We start from the raw sequence: 19,797 nt of genomic DNA on the forward strand, positions 1-19,797 counted from the left end.
GCAAGAGGACTCAAACGCCGTCCCCTTGCCCCACACCCCCATCCCCGCTCACCACGAGGATGGAGTTAACATCAACGTTCGTATTCAGGAGTGTGCGGAGTAAGGGGGCAGGTCACAGGCCCGCGGCAGCGATGCCCGGGTTTACGGCAGAGTTCACTTCCCAGGTCGACGGCGACCACGCCAGCAAACCAGTGACGTAGTTCATGCCCATGCATCCGCCGGTCTGGGAGTTGTCATTGCTGCTCGCGATCACCATATCCGCCGCGTTCGAAGAATCGACCGGGTCGAACTGAACTCCGGTGGCCTGAGACTGGCTATTCCACATCTGTATAGCTGATGCGATTGGGCCCGCCATGTTCGAGTCCGCCTGAGTGCCGTTGCTTTCAACGTGGTATTTGACGTGAATCAGCCCATCGGACGAGCGTTCCATTGCAGAGATCTTGCAGTTTTGCAGCGTTCCGTCGCCGAAACATCCCGTTATTTGGCTGAAACCGACCTGTGCGGTCAAGGCCAGTGAGATTGCGATCAATCCAATTCTTGCTGTAGTCTCACCCGCGCACCTCCAGTGAACGGCGCGGGTTACCTTACCCCCGGGTTTCCGCAGAAACGTCATGATGTGTCAAGCTTGGATTCTGGTCGCGCGGCGCGCCGATATAATCGCGGTAGCCAGCCAAATGACTCTCCACGACACATTCCGCCGCCCCCTCCGCAGCCTGCGGGTCTCGGTCACCGACCGCTGCAACCTGCGCTGCGAGTACTGCATGCCCCAGGAGGAGTACGTGTGGCTGGAGCGCCACGCGCTGCTCAGCTTCGAGGAGATCGCGCGCCTTACAGAAATCTTCACCAATCTGGGCGTGGACAAGCTCCGCCTCACCGGCGGCGAGCCGCTGCTGCGCCGCGACCTGGACAAGCTGGTCACCCTGCTGCGGCGGAATCCGGGCGTCCGCGATCTGGCGCTCACCACCAACGGCCTGCTGCTGCCGGAGCAGGCTCGCGCTCTGCGAACCGCCGGCCTCGATCGCATCACGCTCTCGCTCGACACTCTGCGTCCCGATCGCTTCCGCGCCCTCACTCGTCGCGACGCTCACGCGCGGGTGCTGGAGGGCCTTGCCGCGGCCCGCGCCGCCGGCTTCAGCGGCATGAAGATCAACGCGGTCATCGTGCGCGGGTTCAACCACGACGAGATCGCCGACCTGATCGAATTCGGCCGCGAGCACGAGTCTGAAGTCCGATTCATCGAGTACATGGACGTGGGCGGCGCCACGCGCTGGTCGAGCGCGCAGGTCTTCTGCAAGACTGAAATCCTCGCGGCGCTTGAGCGGCGTTACGGACGCATTACCCCCGAAGGCGGCCAGGGCTCGGCGCCGGCTGAGCGTTTCCGCCTAGCCGACGGCACGCGCTTCGGCGTCATCTCCAGCACAACCCAGCCGTTCTGCGGCGCCTGCGATCGCGCCCGCCTCACCGCCGACGGCGTCTTCTTTCTCTGCCTCTACGCCCGCGACGGCATCGACCTCAAGCAGATTCTCCGCTCCGGCGCCGGCCCCGCCCAGATCGCCGCGCGCATCGCCGATGCCTGGCGCGGCCGCACCGACCGCGGCGCCGAGGAGCGCCTTCAGGTCGCCCAGCGCGCCCCGCTCTTCCAGATTCAGGACCTGCGCAGCGATCCTCACCGCGAAATGCACACCCGAGGCGGGTGACCCTCCCGAGTTGACAGTCCGCGTTTTGCGCATGGTGGCGCATTCGAACCCGTTTACAACCGCTTTGGCACGGCGCTATGCTGCAGCGCGGTTCCGGGAGTCATGAATTGATGCGACGCATTGTCACCGCCCTCGTCCTGCTTCTATGCACCATTTCCGCGACCGCCCGAGCTGCCGACGACAACGAGAAGCTGACGCCGGAAGAGCTGGTATCGCGGCATCTGGCGTCGGTCGGCGCCGCCGAGGCGCGCGCCGCGGCGCGCTCGCGCGCGGCCACCGGCGCCGTGGCTTATCGCACCATCACGCCCGGCAATTCGCGGCTTGACGGCACCGCACAACTGGCCTCCGACGGCAAAAAGATGCGCTGGGCGTTCAGCTTCAACAACGACGTTTACACCGGGGAGGATGTCCTTTTCGACGGCTCCAAGCTCATGGTTGCGTACCTGCGCACCGGCAGCCGCTCCAAGCTGGGCGACTTCATCTACGCGCGCGACGTCCTGATGAAGGAAGGTTTGCTTGGCGGAACGCTCTCCACCGGATGGCCGCTGCTGGACGTGGGGAGCAGCAAGCCCAAGCTGCGCTATGCCGGACTGAAAAAGTGGGAAGGGCAGCAGGTCCACGAACTTGATTACGAGCCGCGCAAGAACACGGACGTGAAAATCCAGCTCTTCTTCGAGCCGGAGAGCTACCGGCACGTCGGCTCGCAATACACGGTCATCATCCCGGCCAGCACCAGCACGGCGGGCGTCGCCAGCGTAAGGGGAGCCGGCGCCAGCGGCGTGGGAACTCGCGACCGCCGATATGTGCTGAAGGAGACGTTCGGGAAATTCCAGAACACCGGCGGCGTGGTTCTGCCGGCGCAATGGTCCATCGACCTGGCCGCCGACGGCGAATTCAGCTTCGAGTATCGCTGGGACCTGAGTTTCGACAAGCTGGCCAACATGCCGGTCGATCCCAACAGCTTCGTCGGGCGTTGAACGCGATCAGCCTGTTGCGGCACGGTGCGCGTTCTCCGGGATTGCGTCGCTGGTCATCATCTGCTCGAAGGTGGCGAACACGTACGGGTCCCACCAGCCGCGGTTCACCTCATCCTGCATCGTCTCCAGCGCCTGCTCCAGGGAACAGGCACGTTTGTAGGGGCGGTCGGTGGTGAGGGCGTCATACACGTCAACCACCTGGAGGACGCGCGCCGTGATCGGAACTTGCTCGCCGCGCAGCCCATCGGGATAGCCCGAGCCATCGCGGCGCTCGTGGTGGCTGCGGATGATGGGCAGCACGTCGCGAAACGAATGCAGCGGCGAACAGATGCGTTCGCCGACCACGGTGTGCTGCTTCATCACGGCGAACTCTTCGGACGTCAGCCTGGCCGGCTTCAGGAGCACGGCGTCAGGCACGGCCACCTTGCCGATATCGTGCACGATGCCGGCACAGCGCAGGGTCTTGATCTGGTCGTCGCTGAGGCCGCACTCCTGCCCGAGTCGCGCGGCGTACGAGGCCAGCCGCTGGCAGTGCCCGACCGTGTACGGGTCCTTGCCCTCGATGCTCTCGGCCAGCGCGAAGAGCACGGCTTCGGCGTGCTCCAGTTCGTCGGTGAAGTGCTTCAGGCTGAGCAGCGAGCGCACGCGTGCCAGCAGTTCCACGCGCTGCACCGGTTTGTTCAGCAGGTCGTCCCCGCCGGCCTCGATGCCGCGTACGCGGTCTTCGAGGGCCGTAAGGCCGGTAATGAAAACCACTGGCTGCAGGCGCGTGTCGGGATCGGCTTTGATGGCGCGGCATACATCGAAGCCGCTCAGGCCGGGCATCTGCACGTCGAGCAGGACCAGGTCCGGACGCAGCACCCCGAACCGATGGAGGGCGGTATGGCCGTCGGTAACCTGCACAACGGTGTAGCCCGCTTCGCACAGTATTTCCGTAATCAGCTCGCGGTTCTGCGCGTCGTCGTCGGCAATCAGGATAGTTTCGCTCATGATCGGCCCGGGCCGGGTGAGGTTGCAGGCCCTCATCCGGCTTCTCTGCCGGACTACTCACAGTACGGCACATATCGGCCGACGAACGCAGGGAAGCAGCGCATGAGCGTTTGCGCAGGCCCGTTTTGGTTACATCGGATTCTTGGCGGGTGCCGGAATGGGAATCGAATGGCGTAAACTGAGCAGGAGCACGCCTGCGCAAGAAGGTGTTTGTGACACGATAGGTGAGGAACATTGCCGCCCTTGAAAACGCTGGTAGTGGAAGACGATCCCGTTGCGCTGGAGCTGATCAGCCAGACCCTCACGCTGCTGGGCGCCGAGGTCACCGCCAAGTCCGACAGCGTGGAAGCGCAGCGCCTGCTGAACACTATCGCGTTTGACGCTGTCTTTCTCGACCTGGAAATGCCCCAGTTGGGCGGGCTTGAGCTCACCCAGTCGATACGGCGCAACGGCATCAATCGCAAGTCGCCCATCGTGGTGGTCACCAGCCACAAGGACTCGCAGCACATGGACCAGGCGTTCAAGTCCGGTGCCACCTTTGTGCTCTACAAGCCCATTGATCGCGAAAAGCTGCGCAAGGTGTTGGCCATGCTCTCCAACCAGAGCAAGGTAACCCCGGCTGGCGGAGCATCGCGGTAGTGGGGCGCACATTCGGCGTCTGCATTCGTCCCGCGGCAGTTGATGGTCTCGATTCTCTTGAGGCAGGTGGTTCTGTTCTTTCCCGGCCAGCTATGGTTCACTAGCCTGGCTCAGGTACTCGCCTCATTACTGCGGCCCTTTTGAACCGTCTGCAAGTAACAGCCCTGACGCTGGCAGACACAGCCAGCCTTGGCGCAACCGAATTGGCACGAGACCCAATGCTCCCAGAAAGCATGGGACAAACATCGCGGCAAGCTTCCTCGGGACAGGGCCTGGCGGCACGTTGGCGTATGGCGCGGCGGGTCTATCCCGTCTATACCTCGATAGCGAAAGCATTCCGGCTCACCGATCCTCCCATCGCGTCGCTGGAAGAACTGAAAGAAGGCTCTGAACCGGAAGCCCTTCGTGTGGTCGAAGCATGGGTGGACGAACTCGACAAGCAGGTCAAGGCGCACCACCTCCGCCACATCCTGCAGAACGATGACGTGACCGCCGTCGAGCAGACCCTCGGTTACCTCAGCGAGCGCTATCTGAAGAAGGCGGCCCGCACCGACGCCGACCGCGACAAGTTGGACTTCCTCCTGGCGCAGTACGTGGCGGTCTGCGCCCCGCCCAGCTTCCATCGCCGCAAGCTGGAGCTTGACGACGTGGGCGAGATCCTCGAAGCCGTCATCGGGCCCTCGGCCGATGATGACCTCACGCTGCCGGCGCAGTTGGAAGAGCTGGTGGCCGCCACGCCCGGCATGACCAGCATGCGTGGCTTTGTGGACAGCAGGATCATCGAGCGCGGCCGCGCCCTCAAGGTCGCCGCCGGCGACCGGTATTTTGCCCCCGGCGCCCTGGTCGCCTTTACGCGCTTCAACTACGTGGTGCGGCGCACCTATCTGCGGCTCATGGATGTGGAGCTGCAGGCCGTCGCCGCCAACCTGAAAAAACTCACCGAGCTGGGCGTGGAGACGGTGGATTGCCGCGGCATCGGTCTGGATGTGCAGCCGGTGGCGAAGCTGCAGGAACTGGTCGCCGGCTGGAAGCGGCCGCGGCTCACCGACTATAGCAACGACCAGCCGTTCGTGCAGGCCATGGAGTTGCGCGGCATCACCGACGCGGCCGTGGCCGCCGCTGATCCGCAGCAACAGATTCGCGAGCTGCGGCAGCAGGTGGCCGAGCTCCTGGCGCAGTTCCAGCAGGTGTCGCGCGAGGTGGAAGCGCTGCGCCGCGAGCACCGCGAATCTGCGGCGGCGCCCGCAGTGAGCAAGCCTGCGCCGCCCATTCCAAGCGTCCCTGCGCCGGCGCCGGCTTCGCCATCCCCGGCAAACGCTCCGGCTGCGACTCCGGCGCCGCCACCGGCCGCCAGCTCTCCTGCCCCGGCTCCGCCAACAACCGCAGCCGCGCCGCCGGCGCCGTTGGACCCTGCGGCGGCGGAAGAACTGATCGTCGAGTTCACCGAGCGCATCACCAACGAGATTTCCTCGAAAGCATCCAAGAAGGCGGGTGGGCGCGCCAGGAGCATTACGATCGGCAACCAGGCGCTGCTGCTCACCGAAGCCGAAATTGCCGCCTTCGAGAATCCGGCGAGCGATGAAGTGGGACTGCGGCGCTGCGTGGCGGTGCGCGCCATCCTGATCGCCTCGGTGGAGTCGCGCGGCCGCGACGCCATGCCGATGCGCAACGCGGTGGCCCTGGGGCAGGCCGAGCTGGCTCGCGCCGAGAAAGCGGAAGCGGCCGCTTCCGGTGACGCAAAAGCCGCCATGGCCACTTCACGCGCCCGGCTGGCCGCCGTGGTTCGGCATGCCGCCACGCAGGCGCGCTCTTCCTAAAGTTTGCGAATCATTTTCCCAGGACCGGCGGGCCTCAGATGCGCAGCACGTCGCCTTCGGGGGTGGCCGCTGCCGCCATCTTGGCCACGCCCTGACCCGCGCTCTTGGCCGCCCGCGGTGGTTCCCCCGCGTCCAGTTCAAGGACCGGCCGGTCTGACGCTGCGCTCGACGCAGCGGTGTTCAGCGAGCCTCGATCACGCAGCGCCACCTGCAATGCCGAGTGCATGGCCTCCACTGCGGCACGCAGTTCCGCTACTTCTGCCCTGAGCTGCGCCACGGTGGCGGCGAGTTCGGCATTGGCGGCCGACGCGCGGGCCGGGGCTTGCGCGCTCCCGGCGCTCAACGCGCCCTCCACGACGGCGCGCAATTCCATCAGCCGCGCAAAGCTGCTGTCGCTGCTGCCACCGTATGCCCATGCGGTTTCCGTGCGAGTAGTGCGGCAGATTTCTTCAATGTAAGCCAGGCGTTCCGTTTGCAGACCCGCGCTGCGGCAATCCAGCGACTCAACCCCGCTCTCGCCCAGCTTGCGCAAGCCCGTCTCGATCGCGTCCAGATCGAGATCGCGAAGGCGCGTGCAATGGCGGCGCAGCAGCCATGTAAAGCGCGTGAAGGTGAGCAGGGCGCTCGGGCCAAAGTACTTCTCCCCGGCTCCCGCCTTGGCTTCGCGTCCTTTTTCGATGATGCCGGCGCGCAGCAGTTGGCGCAGGCTGGTGGCGCGCTGCATGTCGGCGATCATCGGCTCCAGGTGTTCGAGCCAGCTCGGCGGTTCCGTGGGACACTCGCCCAGCACCGGCTCCAGCACCTCGGCCATGTCTTCCAGCGTGATTTCCTTCTGCTGGAAGCTGGGCGGCGCGCACACCGCGAAGTACTGCGCCAGCAGGAAGTCCAACTTGTCGCGGTCGGCCTCGGTCTTCGACGGTTTGCTCAGGTAGCGATTGATCAGGCTGTGCAGGCGGTCTTCGGTGACGCGGCTGTCGGCGTTCTGCAGGATCTGGCGGAACTGGTGCACCTGGATGCGGTCGTCCATCTCCGACATCCACGCCCCGACGCGCTCGATGATTTCCGGCTCGGAGCCGTCGCGCAGCGCGCGCACGTCCTTGTACGGCGGCTCGCCCAGGCGGAACTGTGCCGCCAGCGCCATGTACAGCGGGTAAAGCCGGCGCGCCTCACGCCATCCCGCCACCAGACTGGTACCGCGAGCTGCCACCTGAAAATCCGCTTTCTCCGGGCCGCAGAACGGCCCAGACAGGCTTTCCCTGATCTCATCAAGTATGCACGCCGCCACCAGTTGCGCCAGCGCACAAAAGCGCTCGGTCTCACTTTAGTAACGGGCTGAAACGGGCGGTTTTCCCGAAATGGCACGGCGCATGCCAGCGCGCGATTCCTGGCCTGCAATATCCGGCTGCGAGGTGACGAAAGGGAAATGAACGAGCGGAGGCCAGGCCCCACCAGGGCGTCAAGTGGCGCCGGTTCGTGGGGTTACGCCAGCTTACGATGCGGCCGGGCGCGGGCATCCGAACTCTGGGCGCGACATCCAATCCCTAGAGGCGAGCCATGACTGATAAGCCGGAGCATGGCCGCGATTTGACCCCCACGCCGCCCACGGCCAGCGGGGGCGACGCGGAAGACCAGCTCACAAAGGCCCGCAATGCCGTCCGCGAGAAAGGCCTCGACAAGACGCTGGCCGACACGTTTCCCACCAGCGACCCGCCTTCCAGCATCCCCGATCCGGAGATCGACGACGAAGCCGCGTGAGGTCTGGACTGAGGACCGGGAACTGAAGACTGTTCTGGAGCGGGAGACGGGGATCGAACCCGCGACATCCAGCTTGGGAAGCTGGCGTTCTACCGCTGAACTACTCCCGCTCGCATCTAATGACGCGTAAAACCGCACGACAGGCTGATTTCCCGCTGCTGAAGCGGGTTTGCGTCGTTGTGCGCCGAACTGCCCGGCGATGTTCTCTCAACCCACTAAGCCCGCCGAACATGTCGGCCATGGTAACACAGCGCCACACCGGTAACCCGACGCTTCGCGGCACCCTCTATTAAAGAAGGCCGGCGAGCAGCTCGCCGGCCCGCGACACACCTGATTGCCCTCTAGAAGACCTGCTGGAATCCCAGGCTGACCACGTCGCGGAATCGCGGCGTACCTGGAGGCATCTTGGACAAATCGGTGAAGTCCTGGTCAAAGGCGTAGGCGCGCGTCGGCGGGCTGTACACCGTGCCGCAGCACTTGAAGACACCGGTGGCGTACGCCGAGTAGTACAAGCTGACCATCGAGCCGAGGTAGTTCGACGTTGAGCCGCCCCAGTTCTCCAGGTAACGGAGGAAGTTGTGCACACCGCCGTCGGTTCCGAAGTCGTTGGGCGCACCCGCCCACGTAGGCTTGGGGAAGAATCGGTTCTTTCCCATCGCGATCGCCATGCGGAAGTACGTTGTCGAGGCGCCGCGTCCGCTCACGTCGGCCGGACTGTTGAAGCTCTCCAGATCGGACCAGCCATTGGAGAGCAACGTGACGGTGTCGGCAATGACCGCCGAAGAGGCGTGCGGATCGCCGAAGCCGGCACCGGTGCTGGCGTTGTAGTCGCCAAGCACGTAGGCCGGGTTTTCAGTGGCCAGGGTAAAGCCCGGCATGGGCACGTTGCCGAGCGAACCGTTGACCAGGCGCACAGCATGGCGCGCGCCTGAGACCCAGTTCTTGCGCGCGGTCCCCATGCAATCCACCGCAACCACCGGGTTGCCGCTCTTGCCGGATCCGAACCCGAGGCCCAGGTCGTTCTTGCCGTAGGTTTCCAGCAAGCCGTTCCCGTTGATGTCCTCACCGGTATCGAGCGTCCCGTTGGGAGTACCGGCCGACGTGGCCGGATTGATGACGTCTTCGAAACCGTATTCCCCGTTCAAGCTGCCTGAGGCGCCGGCCAGCATGCCGCGGCGGTCAGAGAAGTACAGAACGTAGCCGTTCTGGGTAACGTTCTCCGTCTGCGTGCCGGTGGTGCCGATGGCGCCGCTCAGCCAGCGGTTCAGGTTGCGAACATCAATTTCCACGACATTGATGACGCCGCCCACGTTGCAGCTGGTGGTAGTGCGCTGGTTCTCGCGCAGCTCGCCCTCGCGCGCATCGTACATGTTGATGGGATACCAATTGTTGCGCGTGGCCGCACCCGTAATCACGCTGCCCGTGCCGCTGTCGGTAACCAGTTCGGCCGGGACCGCGGGAACGCCCTTCTTGGCCGCCACCGCCGCATCCGCTACGCCGTTGGCGTTGCGGTCAGACTGCTCCTGGAAGATCAGAATAGCGTTGGGGTGGACCGCGTTCGGCGCTCCCGACGTGGGCGGCGTGAAGCCGCGGGCGAACCCGAGCTCAAGCCACTCCCTGGTGACGGGTACAAAACTGCCGTCAGACTTGTGGATCTCCACACGCAGGTATCCGTCCAGCAGGTTCCATGTGCTGCCGCTGATGAGCGGCGCACCGGAGGGCTGAAGGGTAGGTTCCGGAGTGGGCAGTATCCAGCCGGTCTCGGTGGCGACCGAAGCGGTCGTGCCTTCGGCAAAATAGGTGTGGTTCGCCGAGCCGCCCACCGGAACACCGGTGGAGTAATCCGGGCCGCTGCCAAAGTGGCCGTTGGCCAGGCGGATGTTCTGCGGATCCGACGCGCCTCCGGGCAGCTGGGCCGGGTCATCGGCCAGCAGCACGCGGATTTGCGCTTGGTTGTACAGGCGCGATTCGCCGATCGCCGACGTCAACGATTCGCCCGCAGCAGGCTGCCGCACGATCTCGATCGGGCTGACGCCGGTTTGCACAAACGCCAGGTTCAGCGGCTTGGCGCCGGTGCTGCCGCTCAGAATCATCGAGTTGTAGGTGCTGGTGGAGATGGACTGCCAGCCCGAGTTCGCCGTTCCCGTGCCACCGTAGGCCGGGGTCGGGCCGTTGGTGGAGCTGCCCTCATTAGGCGAGAGTTGCAGGTTGCGGCAGGCCGGCTTGGAGCCATCGCATCCGCTGGGCGCGGTCGGGATCAGGACGGTGCCGGTGCGGCCCTGGGCGGCCGTGCTGGCGCCGTTGGCGAGCTGGTCACGCACTACGTCGCCGGCGGCGCGAATCATCGTATGAAAAGTGATCGAGTTGTCCGATGCCAGATACAGGTTGCCGTTCGTCTGCACGCGGCCGTTGAAGTCGAAGGCCGGGCCGGGGAAGAAGTCGAGGTCGGTCTGCGAATACACGCCGAACTGGAACACAGGGATTTCGGCGATTTCCACCTGGCGGATCATGCGCACTTCTTCGCCGCCGGGACGTTGAGCCGTTACCTGAAGCGTCAGCGGAACAATGAGGGCCAGCAGTCCGGCGTTGGGACCCGAGGAAATGGTCTGCACATGCGAAGGCGGATTGCCGCAGCCCGCAGGCGGATTTGGAATGGTAATGGCGTATTCGGGGTAGGTGACGTTCACGTCCGATGTGTTGGGCGTGGCCGTCGCGACACCCTGGATGGCGCACCAGTTGGGGGCCGCCTGCGCCTCATACAGCGAATCCAGGTCGGCCATCATCTTTTCCATGCCCGCTTCAGCGCCGTAGAAGGCCATGTTGTTGCCTGAGTCCGTCTTCTGCAGCCGCTGCTCGGAGTTCACCTTGTAGAGCACAGCCACTGCCAGAGCGGACATCAGGATGAGCAGGAGAAGCGCCGAGAGAAGAACAATTCCCTGCTGCGGATTCCCGCGGACCCGGGTTCCCATTCCTAACCGTTTCATGATGAGACCCTCAGTTGTAACGATCGTGATAAGCCAGGTTCCGCGGACCCACCGACGTGGAATACGCGATCCGGTCGAAGAGCCCCTTGTTGTTGGGACGCAACGCACGGGCCGTGATCGTCATGTTGATCTTGCGGATCTGGTTGGGTTTTGGAGTTGCGGGGGAGCCGGTAGCAGCATCGGGGAGATTCGCGGTAAGAGTGCTGGTCGTGTCGTCAAACACGTCGTAGGTAAACTGCAAATCGTCAATGTGTTCGGCCACCGGCACTGGCTTGTGCGCTCCTACCTGGCGCATCAGGCGCACGTCGGGACCGTTCGTGGTGCTGACGCTCTGCAGGAAGTAAGTAATCATGGTAATGCGCGACACCGTCACCGCCGGATAGTGCGGGCCGGATCCCGGAATCGGGTTGTAACGCAGCGACTTGATGTTTCCCACCGGCGCGCCCGACTGATTGATGTTCAAAGGATCGAGGTTGGCGAAGCTGATCACGCGCGTAGAGCCGTTGACTCCCGTCACCACACCCAGGGCGGAGCCCAGCGAGTTGGTGAGCAGCAAGACGTCGCCCACGGTGATGCCAACGGCCACGTCATTCACTGCCGGCGTGGTGGAGGCCGGCATGGTGAGCTGGTCCCCCGCGTCGGTCAGGGCGGTCGTGGTATAGGCCGTCCAGTTCAGCGTTGGGTCTTTGAACGCCAGAACAATCGCGTCCGTCGTTTCCAGCGTAGTTGGTCCGGCATCGTGGCCGGGCGTCACCTTGTAAAAGACTCCCTGAGTGAACTTGTTGTTGGTCGTCAGGTAGCAGGTGGTGCTGTCGCATCCGAACACCGGGTTCGTTCCGCCGCTGGCCTGGCTGGGCAGGGGAATTCCGCCGGTCGGCATGCCGGTGCCGGCCTGCTGGAGGTCGCGGACAATCTGATTGGCGGCGCTTCGCAGCTCCGACTGCATTTCACCGCGCTGCATCACCAGCGTGCTGCTCTGCATGCTGAAGCTGACCACTCGAAAGGCCGCCGCCAGCACGATCATCGATATCGCGATCGACACTAGAAGCTCAAGCAGCGTGAGACCGCGCTGCCGCCCGATTGTGGTCGAAGGTTTGCTCATGGGAACCTCGAGATGTATCCGCTGACCGAGTAATTGCGCGTGCCCCGGCCAGGCGAGAAGACCTGGACTGTGACCACCAGCTTGCGCATGTTCGGATTCACGCTACCATCGGCCAGATACACGGGTGAGATCGCGATCTGCCGCCGGTAGTTTGAAAGCGGAAGCACCACGTCGTCGGCCGTTCCCATCAAACCGTCGTTTCCTGGGGTGATGATGCGGTCCAGGGTGCTGGTGTCGGACACCGTCCCCGCCACGCCATTGGCGCCGGGCAGGTAGAGGGGTTGGAAGCCGTCCTTGAAGATGCCGCCGTTGCTGACGTTCTGAATCGAGGCGTACGAAATCGAAGTGTCATTACGCGCGCTGTAGACCGACTCGAGGGCCTCGCGCGCCTTCTGCTTTGCAATCTGGTCTTCCTGCGCGACCTGCATGGTGGCCACCGCCTGCGCGAACAGCGCCAGCAGCGCCAGCAGGCCGACGGTCAGAATGACCATCGCCATCATGACTTCAACCAGCGTAAACCCGAGCGATTTCCGGCGTTTTTTCACTGTCGCCACTCCGGACTATTACCGTTCATCACCAGGAACCAGCCCTTCACGCGGCCGGTGGCGCCAAAGAGCGAAACGGCCCGGCTGGAAAGCAGGTCCCCCGGCCGGGCCATGTACACCACGCCGTTATTCAGGCGATTGGCCGAATCCAGCGCGCGGCCGTCAGGCTGGAAGAACACCTGCGTTCCGGCGCCGCCGTAGTCAATCGAGAAGTCAATGGCCCGGTTGCCGACGCCCATGCTATCGGGCGTCGCCGCCGTCGGAATTCCGCTGACCACGGTGAATTGTGTTTCCGCGGGAATGTCGATGGATCCCTGCGCAACCGCCGTGTAGGCGCCGCCGGCGTCGAGCTCCATGCGATCCAGCTGAATGGTCCGCGGGCTGACGAAGCTCAGGCGGTAGATGCGCCGCTCGTCAATGGCGCGCTCATGCGCCACGCGCATCTGTCCGAGCACGATCTGGAGGGCTGTGTCCGCCTTTGCCCGCTGGAGCGTGCCCGAAACCTGAACCAGAGCGATGCCCGTGACCACCATAATGATGGCAATCACGAACAACAGCTCGACCATCGAAAAGCCGGCGGCTTTCCGAACCCGGGAGCGCGAGTGAACGAGCTTATTCATGCCTTGCGGTCATACTTTCCGGGGAAAGCCAGAAAGTAACCCAAGTTTCCACCGGTTGCAACCCAGAGAAGCCTTGCCCAAGGTAACGAAAGTTGGTCACGGCACTAGAACCCTTGGGGCTATGGCCGGAACTGAAGTGAGCGGAAGTCCTGTGGTACCAATGGGATAAGGCGAAGGCCGCTGAGGTAAATGACCATGCCGCTGGCCGGATCGCCCAGGTCGCGGACAATGACCACGCCGTCGCCATCGGGCGCAAACGGCGGCACCGCGCCGCTCCACACCGCGCGCTGGAATTCGCTGGCTGGAAGCTTGGTCAGCATGGCGACGTGAGGGATTTCGGCGTCGAACCGAAGCTGGTTGTCGCGAACCACCACCACCCGATACTTGTCACCCGAGCGTGCAATCAGCACGAACGCGCGTGTGCTGGTGCCTTCAGGGCCGGCCAGGGATACCTCCGCGGTGGCCGACTGGCCGAACTGGCGCAGCCACGACACAGTTTCGGGAGTAAAGTCGGCCGGTTGCAGCAGGCGCCAGTCTTCAATATGAGGGATGAGCGCGGCCACGTCGCCCGGCAGCCCGCTCCATAGGACCTTTTGGCTGCCGGCTTCCACGGCCTCTGCCCTCGGCTGCCGCCCCACGAACACGATGGCGGCCGCAAGTGCCATCCACACGATCGCTTCGGCGGACCATCTCCAGAACGCTGAACTCCCCTTGGCCGTCGGCAGTGCATCCAGCGCTGACATGCCCTCCACGCTTCGCACCAGGACGGTCAGGCTTCGCAGGCGCCCGATGACGTGAGCCGCGAGATTGCCGGTTGGTATGGCCTCCTCGCTGAAGTCGCAACTCCCATTCGCAAGGCTCAGGTAGGATGCACGCGTAGCCAGCTTGCGAATCTCGGCGACCACGTTGGAGCCCAGAATCAATCTGGCCTCTGCACGGTCGCTGGTGAAGATCGGGGACACAACCTCAGGCAGAGCCTCGGGAACCAGCTTGTCCGCCTCGGGCAGGGCCTCGCGCTTGAGGCCGCAGTAGAGCTGGAAGCGGCTGGCGAGGGGGATCCGAATGTAGAGCCCGGGTTCGGAGAGAGAATTTGAGACGCGGACCGACAATCGGCGCCCCTGCCAGGCCCCGCGAATCAACAGGCCGTCGCCATCGCGCACTACGCGGCCGCGAAACGTGGAGGCAAGTTCCTTAACGCTTGGCACTTCGGCACGATATCCACGAAAACGCAAAGCCGAACGCAGCCATATCGAAAGCGTCGCAATCACCAACAGTGCGACCAGGGCGATGATGGCGTAGGGATGCAGCTCCATTGGTCCGATTTCCTCAGGCCCGCAAATTCCGGCAGCGGCTCAGCCGCACCGCATGCCGCGGCGGCAAGATAGCACACTCCCGCCACCCCAGGCAGGCAAATAGAGGTTTCAACCCCCGGGCACAGAGCGGATCAATGTGATTCTTTTTGGCCCGCGGGCGCCGCTCCGGCGCTGGGCGCGGCGCAAGGATCTTCACCGGGTTTGGAAGCATCCGCGATCTTGCCTTTCAGCTCGGCGATTCGCTCCTGCGTTATGCGCTCTGAGTTGGTGAGCATGAAGCGCGCGTCGCGGTCGGTCTCCATCTGGAGCTGGGCGCGTAGTTCCTGGAGCTTCTTGCTGGCGGCGGCTTCGTCATCCTGCAGCTTGTGCAGGGCATCGGCGGCGGCGCAGGGAGGTGGCGCCGTCTCACCGCTTACCTCCGTCGAAGCGGAAGCGGTCGCGTCGCCGGTCGCCGGTTTGGCGGCATCGGAGGCGGCGCTGTCCCGATTGTCGCCGGCGGCATCGGCCCGTGGCGCCAAATCTTCGTTGGTGATGACGCGCGAGGCTCGCTTTCCCCCGCGGCTGGAGCGCACCACCTCCGGCAACGGGCGATCTTTTTGCGTTCCCGCGTCGGGCGAGGGGGCGGACTGTGCGCCAATCAATAACGACGTGGAGGCCAACAGCGCGACCAAAGCAATGCTCTTGCGGCTCATAGTCCGTGTCTCACTGAGGAACGCTGAATTGTAGCGCAGTTCCAGGGCATACCACCACTAGCGCTGTTGCTCAAAGTTATGCCGTGAAAAGCTGCAGCAGGGCAACTATCTTTCACAACAATCGCTGCGCGCCAGCCTTCGCCCGGTCCCGGCGCGCTCTGCCGGCGCGTCAGTAGCGAAACCGGTAGCGCAGCCGCACGTACACCTGGCGCGGTTCGTGGAAGTGCGATCCGCCGAACGTGTTGCTGGAGTCAATCTGGAAGCGCTGATTGGTGACGTTGGTGGCGGTCACCGCCACGGACCACTCTTCGCCCACGGATTTGCCCACGCTGAGGTCGAGCGTGTAGTGGCCCGGCAGATGGCCCGGACCATCACCCTCCAGGAAGCCGGATCCGTAGCTCACGTTGGCCGACGCCCAGCTTCGCCACGGCAGGTCGGAGGTCAGCGCGCTGGTCAGCGTGTGTCGTTGGTCGTGGTCGAGGAAAAACAATCCCCTGTCTGGCGGAGAAAAGTCGGTAAGGCCGCCGGTCACGCCGCCGCTGCCCTCAACCGCCTGGCGCGAGTAGGCCAGCCGCGCCCTCATCCTGCCGAGCAGGCGCGGCGAGCGCGCCGCCACCTCCACGCCGCGCACACGCACGTGATCAATGGTCAGCGGAAAAAAAATGGCGGAATTCTCCAGCACGTCATGATCGAAGAAATTGCGCGCGCCGGCGCGGAAGTAGTCCACGTCGGCGGCCCATCCGCGCAGCGGCACGGTTACGCCGAAATTGTGCTGCTCGTCGCGCTCGCCCTTCAGCGGCAGAAACCCGAACCCTTGCTGGGCGGCGAGCGAGAGCAGCGGGCCGGAAACCGTGTCCAGTGGCGGGGGCTGATAGAAGCGGCTGTAGGCGGCGCGCAGCACCCATCCGATGCGCGGCAGCGTGATGGCCGCTCCCAGGCGCGGGTCGGCGGAATTCTCGTTGACGCCGCCGGCAAAGTGCGACAGGCGCACGCCCGCGTTCAGCGTGAGCCACGGCCGCGCACGGTACTGGTCGTCGAGAAACACCGCCTCCAGCGCGCCGTTCGGGCGGATGCGCTGGCTGAGCGCGCCGCCGCTGCCATCGTTGGCCAGCACCGAAAAGCGGTGCTCGTCGTGCTGCGCGAAGGCGTAAATGCCGGCGCGAAAGCTGTGCTGTCGCCGCGTGCCCGAAAGCGCAGCCTGCCCGCCGGCGTAGGTTGAGGCGCGATTGTCATTGGCGATAGGGACATCGGCCGGGCTGCCTTCAAACGCGGCACGATTGAAGTGGACGAAGGGCGAGAGGGTGAACAACGTGCGCGCGTCCAGCGTGCGCGCCCAGGTAAACACCGCGAAGCCGTCCTGCTCGCGCTGCCGGTCGCGAACGCCCGCAGCCTGCCCGGCTGGGCCATTCGGTATCTGGTAGTAGTCGCCGCGAAACCCGGCCGCCAGTCGCAGCTGGTCGCGTGCGCTCAGGTTGGACTGCGCCGAGGCGAACACCGAGCCGCCGGCTGCCTGGTCGTGCAGCTGCTCGTCTGTCGGCGTCTCCAGGCCGTAGTCGCTACGGTTGCCGGCCAGGCTCAGGTAGTAAGCCGAGCGCTCGGAGTGGTCCCCGAACGAGAGTTGATCATCGGTCAGGTGAAACGAGCCGTAACTCATGGTCAGCTCCGCCAGGCGATTGCGCTCAAACCCGGAGCGCGGCACGATGTTGAACACGCCGTAGGTGCGGTCGCCGAATTCCGCGCTATACGCGCCGCGCTGCTGCTCCATGTATTCCACGTCTTTGGGATCGAACTGCGGGCCCACGTTGCTGCCGATGTTGGTGTTGGGCAGCGCCACGCCGTCCAGCGCCCAGGTGACCTGATGGCCGCCGCGGACGTGCAGCTGGTCATGCACAACGACCGCGCCCGGTGTGAAGTCGGTGATGAAGCTCAGGCTGTTGGCGCGTTCGGCGCCAGGCGTGCGCGCGATTTCCGTGCGGTCCGCGCTCTGCTGCGGCGTGGACGACGTGGGATTCACGGCCGTCGTTTCCGCCGTGACCGTGATGTTGTGCTCCACCGTGGCAGGGCGAAGCTGAAAGTGCGACTCCTGGAGACGTCCGGAAATCGCGGTGACAGGCTGCGACTCGGCGGCGAAACTCTTGGCCGCCACGCTGACCTGGTAATCGCCCGCCGGAACGGTGCTGAATTCGGCGATGCCCTCGTCGTTGGTCGCCTCGGTCTGCGTCCAGGAAGACGCCGCCGCCTTCACCCTGACCGCGGCGCCTTGCACCGGGCGGTGCTGGGGGTCGTGCACGATTACGCGCACCGTCCCAAACACTGTCGCGTCGCACGGCGCGGCGCCCAACAACAGCAAAAACACGGCGCTGACTTTAAGTAGGATCCGCTGCATTCAATGTCTCCCAGGTGGTCCATGAACCAGGTTCCGGCGACGAAAAAGCGGGCCGCGCCGGCGCAAGCTGCGCCACGCAAAACACCCGGCCGGAGATTTGTCTGGAGTACGGCGCCGGCACGTGAAACGGTTTTCAGCGCGGCGTCAGCAACGCGTCAGGCGAGCGAAGGAGGGCCGCGGAGATGCGGGGTCGCGCGAAGCGCCTGCGCCGGAGCCGCGTGCGCGTGTGCGGCAATGGCCTCTGCCGGCGGCTCAGGCGTCGCAATCGCCGGCGCCGCGGGCGCAACCTGCGACGAAGCCGACGGCGTACTCACGCAACAGTTGTGCGAGCAGCCCCTGTCTTGTGCCTTGAGCTGCGGTCCGTGGTGCGCGTGATGACGCGCGTGCATCGCGCACGCCGTCTTGCAGCAAGCGGGTTTGTCGGCGGCGCCGCTGGCGGCCAGCGGCGTGAGCGGCAGCAGCAATCCGCCAATCACGAATGCAATCGCGATCAGTCGGCGTGCCGCCGTCGAAATGGGGCCTTGGTCGTTCACGGTCAATACCGGGGCCTCACAGCAGGAAGACATTCTACATTGTTGGAACTGGGCCGTCCCGGTTCTGTTCCTTCCAAGCAGTCACGACTGGCGTTTTTCGGTGGCTTGGCAGGATCGTGGTCAATCAGCGGCTTGTCGCCGTACGCATTGGGATCGTCCACCGTGCTCTCGCCCGCCAGCGCGCTGGCCTGGATCACGGTGAATCCCTTGGCGGCGCGGTTTCGCCAGGTAAAGGTCGGCCTGCTCACGCGTCAGCCGCGCGAAGATTTCCCAGGCTGTGTTGCCTAAATAAATAGAAGAAGGGACGCCGGCGCTGTACTGCAGCCAGCGGCCGTCGGTGCTGACCTTGAGCCGCGGCGCCGGTGATGTGCCTTGGGCAATGGCCGCAACCGCGACGAGAACAACCGCCGCGGCGACGCGCAGCGCAATTTTCATGGGCGGCAGTCTAGACGTGGAGACGGAGGGTTTCTCTGTGCCTCTGTGGTGGCTGTTGCTACCAGATCCCCTTATCGCTTCCCGTAATCCGGCAAGCGATCGCCGCGGCCGACGCCAGCGGCGGCAGCAGCGTCAGCCGGAACATCGCCGGCACGTCGCCGCGCAGCGCCGTCGTGGTCACCTGGCGGGTGTAGAGTCCGGCGCCCTCGGGCATCACCGGCACGCGCAGGAAGCGGGCGCGCACGAAAATCTTGTCTCCGCCGAACGCCGCCGCCGCGCGCACCTCGGCCGGCATGGCCACCGGCGCGCCGCGATAACGCCCCGCGTAATCCGACACCACCGTGAGATACGTCGCCACGCCCGGCCAGACGCCGCCCACATCGGCTGCGCGCTTCAGTTCGGCGTAATCCAACGCGCCCGACTCCATGAGCGCCGCCGTGTTCACCATGTCGCACACGCGGAAGTAGAAGTGGCGATACATGCGCTGCAGCGTCGCGACGATCACCGCCTCTTCCGGCGCCGGGACCTGGAAGGTGTATCCGTTGACGGCCCGCGGGCGCCGCCGCGTGACGAATCGCTTCGCCATCGCGATGTGCTCGCCCGTCTGCCCGAGCCGCTGAACGTGCACTTCCACCAGCTCAGCAAGTCCGGGAATCGCGAAGTTCCACTTCTGCGCCAGCCTGTCGCCCCAGCTGCGCGGTTCGACACGCGCGTGTAAACGGCTGGTCATTACCTTGACCACGGCGCGCTCGTCGGCCGTGCTGTACAGGTCCAGGTCGTTGCCCAGGTCGGGCCAGTGCTCCAGCGTCTTGATCACCGTAACGGGACACCCTGCCGTCTCCAGCTCCCGCGTGATCTCAGCGAGAAACTTCAGCGCGTTGGCAATGCGCCCGCGTTCGCGCACCGTTGCCTTTGCCGCCCACGCGCCCAGGTCAGCGTCGCCACGGTCGGCGGCGTACCGCAGCACGGGCGCCAGGGATCGCAGCACCACGTGATTGGAGTCCGCCAGGCTGAGCAGCGCGTCGCGCTCGGCAGGATCGAGCGAAGCCACGTGCTCCAGCGCTGCGCCGGACCTGGCGGGACCCAGCGTCAGCGCGCACAGCGCGTCCACGTTGGCGTTTTCCAGATTGACTCGCGAAGGCATTGCAGGGGCGGCACACATCATAGGCGCCATCTGGAACCGAATGTCGAACGTGCAACAGAAGCTTTGGATGACGCTCGCAGCAGGGAAGTTGGCAGCCTCCCCTTGGTGTCCTTTTCGTCCCTATTGTGTTCTTTGTGTTTGGCTTTTGACTTGGCCGGAACCGGCGCC

Annotated in this window: 18 protein-coding genes and 1 tRNA gene; 5 read left to right on the top strand and 14 right to left on the bottom strand. The window is 64.8% G+C overall.

The window, feature by feature from the left end; genetic code table 11:
• Positions 1-112: 112 nt before the first annotated feature.
• Positions 113-508 (bottom strand): hypothetical protein, encoded by a 396-nt coding sequence (locus VFA60_14080; GenBank protein HZQ92918.1) that lies wholly within the window; start codon positions 506-508, stop codon positions 113-115.
• 166 nt (positions 509-674) lie between these two features.
• Here VFA60_14080 and moaA point away from each other — a divergent pair, with 166 nt between their 5' ends.
• Together moaA and VFA60_14090 are read left to right on the top strand one after the other, a co-directional pair.
• The gene (moaA, locus tag VFA60_14085) at positions 675-1,697 is read left to right on the top strand and encodes a GTP 3',8-cyclase MoaA (protein ID HZQ92919.1); all 1,023 of its coding nucleotides are present in this window, start codon (positions 675-677) and stop codon (positions 1,695-1,697) included.
• 107 nt (positions 1,698-1,804) lie between these two features.
• Positions 1,805-2,674 carry a hypothetical protein gene (locus tag VFA60_14090; protein HZQ92920.1) on the top strand — a complete coding sequence of 290 codons (870 nt, stop codon included), beginning with the start codon at positions 1,805-1,807 and terminating at the stop codon, positions 2,672-2,674.
• A gap of 6 nt (positions 2,675-2,680) precedes the next feature.
• Here VFA60_14090 and VFA60_14095 read toward each other — a convergent pair whose 3' ends face one another.
• Entirely contained in the window at positions 2,681-3,664 is a 984-nt protein-coding gene (locus tag VFA60_14095) for an HD domain-containing phosphohydrolase (GenBank protein ID HZQ92921.1), read from the bottom strand.
• A gap of 243 nt (positions 3,665-3,907) precedes the next feature.
• On the opposite strand from VFA60_14095, the gene VFA60_14100 reads away from it, so the two are divergent.
• Positions 3,908-4,303, top strand: coding sequence for a response regulator (locus VFA60_14100; GenBank protein ID HZQ92922.1), 396 nt, complete (start codon positions 3,908-3,910; stop codon positions 4,301-4,303).
• A 218-nt stretch (positions 4,304-4,521) separates the two neighbouring features.
• Positions 4,522-6,120 carry a hypothetical protein gene (locus VFA60_14105; protein HZQ92923.1) on the top strand — a complete coding sequence of 533 codons (1,599 nt, stop codon included), beginning with the start codon at positions 4,522-4,524 and terminating at the stop codon, positions 6,118-6,120.
• Positions 6,121-6,154: 34 nt separating this feature from the next.
• On the opposite strand, the gene VFA60_14110 is transcribed toward VFA60_14105, so the two are convergent.
• Positions 6,155-7,327, bottom strand: coding sequence for a hypothetical protein (locus tag VFA60_14110; protein HZQ92924.1), 1,173 nt, complete (start codon positions 7,325-7,327; stop codon positions 6,155-6,157).
• Between the two features lie 347 nt (positions 7,328-7,674).
• Between VFA60_14110 and VFA60_14115 the strand changes: the two genes are divergently transcribed.
• The gene (locus tag VFA60_14115) at positions 7,675-7,875 is read left to right on the top strand and encodes a hypothetical protein (protein ID HZQ92925.1); all 201 of its coding nucleotides are present in this window, start codon (positions 7,675-7,677) and stop codon (positions 7,873-7,875) included.
• Positions 7,876-7,910: 35 nt separating this feature from the next.
• Here VFA60_14115 and VFA60_14120 read toward each other — a convergent pair.
• From VFA60_14120 to VFA60_14170, 11 genes are all read right to left on the bottom strand, one after another.
• Positions 7,911-7,985, bottom strand: a tRNA-Gly gene (locus tag VFA60_14120).
• 231 nt (positions 7,986-8,216) lie between these two features.
• Positions 8,217-10,859, bottom strand: coding sequence for a hypothetical protein (locus VFA60_14125; GenBank protein ID HZQ92926.1), 2,643 nt, complete (start codon positions 10,857-10,859; stop codon positions 8,217-8,219).
• 10 nt (positions 10,860-10,869) lie between these two features.
• A complete protein-coding gene (locus tag VFA60_14130) occupies positions 10,870-11,961 on the bottom strand; it encodes a prepilin-type N-terminal cleavage/methylation domain-containing protein (protein HZQ92927.1) in 1,092 nt (363 codons plus the stop codon).
• Complete coding sequence (locus tag VFA60_14135; protein ID HZQ92928.1) at positions 11,958-12,506, bottom strand: prepilin-type N-terminal cleavage/methylation domain-containing protein; 549 nt, start codon at positions 12,504-12,506, stop codon at positions 11,958-11,960. Before VFA60_14135 ends, VFA60_14130 begins: the two co-directional genes overlap by 4 nt.
• On the bottom strand, positions 12,503-13,126 hold the full coding sequence (locus VFA60_14140; protein HZQ92929.1) for a prepilin-type N-terminal cleavage/methylation domain-containing protein: 624 nt from the start codon (positions 13,124-13,126) through the stop codon (positions 12,503-12,505). The genes VFA60_14135 and VFA60_14140 overlap by 4 nt, the downstream gene beginning before the upstream one ends.
• Before the next feature lie 119 nt (positions 13,127-13,245).
• On the bottom strand, positions 13,246-14,439 hold the full coding sequence (locus VFA60_14145; GenBank protein HZQ92930.1) for a hypothetical protein: 1,194 nt from the start codon (positions 14,437-14,439) through the stop codon (positions 13,246-13,248).
• A 131-nt stretch (positions 14,440-14,570) separates the two neighbouring features.
• Positions 14,571-15,131 (bottom strand): hypothetical protein, encoded by a 561-nt coding sequence (locus VFA60_14150; GenBank protein HZQ92931.1) that lies wholly within the window; start codon positions 15,129-15,131, stop codon positions 14,571-14,573.
• 169 nt (positions 15,132-15,300) lie between these two features.
• Positions 15,301-17,517, bottom strand: coding sequence for a TonB-dependent receptor (locus tag VFA60_14155; protein ID HZQ92932.1), 2,217 nt, complete (start codon positions 17,515-17,517; stop codon positions 15,301-15,303).
• A gap of 155 nt (positions 17,518-17,672) precedes the next feature.
• On the bottom strand, positions 17,673-18,056 hold the full coding sequence (locus VFA60_14160; protein ID HZQ92933.1) for a hypothetical protein: 384 nt from the start codon (positions 18,054-18,056) through the stop codon (positions 17,673-17,675).
• Positions 18,057-18,170: 114 nt separating this feature from the next.
• A complete protein-coding gene (locus tag VFA60_14165; protein ID HZQ92934.1) occupies positions 18,171-18,485 on the bottom strand; it encodes a DUF4038 domain-containing protein in 315 nt (104 codons plus the stop codon).
• A gap of 58 nt (positions 18,486-18,543) precedes the next feature.
• Positions 18,544-19,629, bottom strand: coding sequence for a hypothetical protein (locus tag VFA60_14170; GenBank protein ID HZQ92935.1), 1,086 nt, complete (start codon positions 19,627-19,629; stop codon positions 18,544-18,546).
• Positions 19,630-19,797 lie beyond the last annotated feature (168 nt).

Source organism: Terriglobales bacterium (assembly GCA_035651995.1).
GTDB lineage: Bacteria > Acidobacteriota > Terriglobia > Terriglobales > Acidobacteriaceae > DASRER01.

Excerpts from the sequence above, each read along its gene's own strand:
- VFA60_14095 (HZQ92921.1), bottom strand. The coding sequence starts at position 3,664 with ATGAGCGAAACTATCCTGATTGCCGACGACGACGCGCAGAACCGCGAG.
- VFA60_14170 (HZQ92935.1), bottom strand. The coding sequence starts at position 19,629 with ATGCCTTCGCGAGTCAATCTGGAAAACGCCAACGTGGACGCGCTGTGC.
- VFA60_14155 (HZQ92932.1), bottom strand. The coding sequence starts at position 17,517 with ATGCAGCGGATCCTACTTAAAGTCAGCGCCGTGTTTTTGCTGTTGTTG.
- VFA60_14105 (HZQ92923.1), top strand. The coding sequence starts at position 4,522 with ATGCTCCCAGAAAGCATGGGACAAACATCGCGGCAAGCTTCCTCGGGA.
- VFA60_14130 (HZQ92927.1), bottom strand. The coding sequence starts at position 11,961 with ATGAGCAAACCTTCGACCACAATCGGGCGGCAGCGCGGTCTCACGCTG.
- VFA60_14165 (HZQ92934.1), bottom strand. The coding sequence starts at position 18,485 with ATGAAAATTGCGCTGCGCGTCGCCGCGGCGGTTGTTCTCGTCGCGGTT.
- VFA60_14145 (HZQ92930.1), bottom strand. The coding sequence starts at position 14,439 with ATGGAGCTGCATCCCTACGCCATCATCGCCCTGGTCGCACTGTTGGTG.
- VFA60_14140 (HZQ92929.1), bottom strand. The coding sequence starts at position 13,126 with ATGAATAAGCTCGTTCACTCGCGCTCCCGGGTTCGGAAAGCCGCCGGC.
- VFA60_14150 (HZQ92931.1), bottom strand. The coding sequence starts at position 15,131 with ATGAGCCGCAAGAGCATTGCTTTGGTCGCGCTGTTGGCCTCCACGTCG.
- moaA (HZQ92919.1), top strand. The coding sequence starts at position 675 with ATGACTCTCCACGACACATTCCGCCGCCCCCTCCGCAGCCTGCGGGTC.
- VFA60_14125 (HZQ92926.1), bottom strand. The coding sequence starts at position 10,859 with ATGAAACGGTTAGGAATGGGAACCCGGGTCCGCGGGAATCCGCAGCAG.
- VFA60_14115 (HZQ92925.1), top strand. The coding sequence starts at position 7,675 with ATGACTGATAAGCCGGAGCATGGCCGCGATTTGACCCCCACGCCGCCC.